At 31.8% G+C, this 2407-nt stretch carries 3 protein-coding genes; all 3 read left to right on the forward strand.

What is annotated here, in order from left to right; all coding sequences use genetic code 11:
* Nucleotides 1-268: 268 nt before the first annotated feature.
* Nucleotides 269-814, forward strand: a complete 546-nt coding sequence (locus tag GOQ24_RS12515; protein WP_155092339.1) for an IS1096 element passenger TnpR family protein — start codon at nucleotides 269-271, stop codon at nucleotides 812-814.
* A 64-nt stretch (nucleotides 815-878) separates the two neighbouring features.
* Entirely contained in the window at nucleotides 879-1943 is a 1065-nt protein-coding gene (locus GOQ24_RS12520) for a nucleoid-associated protein (protein WP_155092338.1), read from the forward strand.
* Between the two features lie 61 nt (nucleotides 1944-2004).
* Nucleotides 2005-2407 (forward strand): hypothetical protein (locus tag GOQ24_RS12525; protein WP_160339836.1); only part of this gene is annotated, 403 nt, incomplete at its 3' end.

The raw sequence follows: 2407 nt of genomic DNA on the forward strand, positions 1-2407 counted from the left end.
ATCAAAAATAGCGTAAACGAGATTATAACATTCATAATCATTTATTTTTTTGTTAGAACAAATGTCCTTTAAAGTATAGAGATACTCAAAACATAACTACTGAGTTGTGGAATTTAAAGGATGAGTTGTAAATTGCCCCTCATTTTTATAAAAATCTGAAAGTCAAACCCCTGAGTATTACATAAAAAAACAAAGCGAAAAAGGGACTCTTTTATTCTAAAAAAATGAATAATAAGTTTAAATTTGCCATCTAATTCACATTACAATTATGGTATATAAATTTAGAGTAATCCTTGATACAGAAGAAGATATTTTTAGAGATATAGCTATTTTAGAAGACGACTCTCTGGAAGATTTACACAATGCTATTGTAAATGCATTTGGTTTTGACGGAATGGAGGCAGCTTCATTTTACGCCTGTGATGATCAATGGACTCAACTTGAAGAGGAGATTTCATTATTTGATATAGGAGAAGATCACTCAGCAAAAACAATGAGTTCTACTCCAATCAATAGCGTATTGAGTGAGAATCAAACAAAAATCATCTATGTATATGATTTCTTGAATATGTTTACCTTCTTTGTAGAGTTAGGAGCGATTGAAGAAGAAGAACCTGGAAATGCATACCCTGAATTATTGTTCTCTCATGGTATACTACCTGATTCTATGCCGACTCAATCATTTACTGCAAATCCTGTTTCGAATGATGATATCTTTGGAGAATTTGACGATGACTTTGATGAAGAAGATTTCGATATGTTCGACGGAGATGACAACTTTGAGGACTTCGGGTACGAAGACAACTGGAACTAATCCGCTTTTGATTTAACTAAACCTTATATAAGGGATTTATAACCTTTTTATATTATTATTTGCCATGATTAACTTATTTAATGCTCACATAGAAACACTTTCTATCCATAGAGTTGGAAATAAAAGTAGAAGTGAAGCCTTCTTTTTATCAGAAGAACCATATAAACTTAATGATGAAATAGCTCCTTTGTTAAAAGAGTATTTCTTCAAACCTTTTAGAGAAAAAGAGGAGAGTTATTATCAATTTGCGCATGATGTTGATTTGGAATTTAATGAGATGTATAACTATGCAAGTGAATTATTCAATGCTCCATCAAGTGCTAAATCTCATGAAGTTTCTCAGAAAATAACAAAACACTTATTTGAGCAATCAAATCACCCACATATTAAAAATGGGGAAGTTTATGTTACTTACTTGACCAATGTATCTATAGACAACAATGTAGTTGATGCAATAGGGATATTTAAAAGTGAGATTAAAGCTGACTTCTTACAATTCCAAGAAAATGGTTCTAATTTAGAAATGATCCTACAACAGGGGATTAACTTAAATAAATTAGACAAAGGATGTATTATCTTCAATTACAAAAAAGAAGAAGGATACAAAATCTTGACTATTGACAGCAACAAATATGATGCACGTTATTGGTTAGAGCATTTCTTATCTGTAGATATCTTCCAAGACGAAGCATTCATGACTAAAAAATACTTGAAGTTCTGTCAAGATTTCGCTAAAGAAGTTGTACTTCCAGCAGAAGATAAAAAAGAAGAAGTAATGTTCATGAACCGTTCAGTGAACTACTTTGCAAAGAACGACGAGTTTGAAGAATCAAACTTCATCAATGAGGTAATTGAGAATCCTGACTTAGCTGCAGAGTTTAAAAACTACAAAGTAGATAAAGGAGAAAAATACAGTATTGAAGACATCAGCAACTTCCCAATCGCAAATAATGCAGTGACTGATGCTCGCAAGAAAATCAAGAACATCATTAATCTTGATACGAATATTCAAATCAAGCTTGACTTTATCAATCCTGAGAGTGCAGATAAGTTTGTCGAAAAAGGATGGGATGAAGAAAAACAAATGTACTACTACTTAGTTTACTTCAACAAAGAACAAAAAGCGTAATTATATACATAAGGCTATTCACACAAAGAATAGCCTTTTATTGTTAAATACCGACCATATCATGAGAGAATTTGAATACATACTTATATCAGAAAATTCCTTTGAGAACAATGATTTAATCAACTCTAACATTTCTGTTATCAATTATTTACGAGCATCTGAAGTCAATGATGACGAACTCCATCCTGACGGGTTTACAAGCTATTGTGTGGACTATTTTCACACTATATTGAAAGACCAAGGTCTTGCTAAGTTTATTCACGAAAGCAAATGGGAATTAGAATTAATTGAAATTATAGAAGCTGGCTTAGAAGCTATCGGCAATACTGAGTACTTGGAATATTTCCAGAAACAAATGCGCAAAATCAAACTTTTCAGTAAAGTTAAACTGGCTAAATTCTTAGACTCTAAATTTGAAAGTCAAAAAGACATTGCTCTATTACTCGAAGATAACTCTTTCAAGG

The sequence above is a fragment of the Myroides sp. LoEW2-1 genome (assembly GCF_009767705.1).
Lineage (GTDB): Bacteria > Bacteroidota > Bacteroidia > Flavobacteriales > Flavobacteriaceae > Flavobacterium > Flavobacterium album_A.

Bases quoted from the DNA above. Each gene is read 5' to 3' on its own strand.
- GOQ24_RS12515 (WP_155092339.1), top strand. From the start codon at position 269: ATGGTATATAAATTTAGAGTAATCCTTGATACAGAAGAAGATATTTTT.
- GOQ24_RS12520 (WP_155092338.1), top strand. From the start codon at position 879: ATGATTAACTTATTTAATGCTCACATAGAAACACTTTCTATCCATAGA.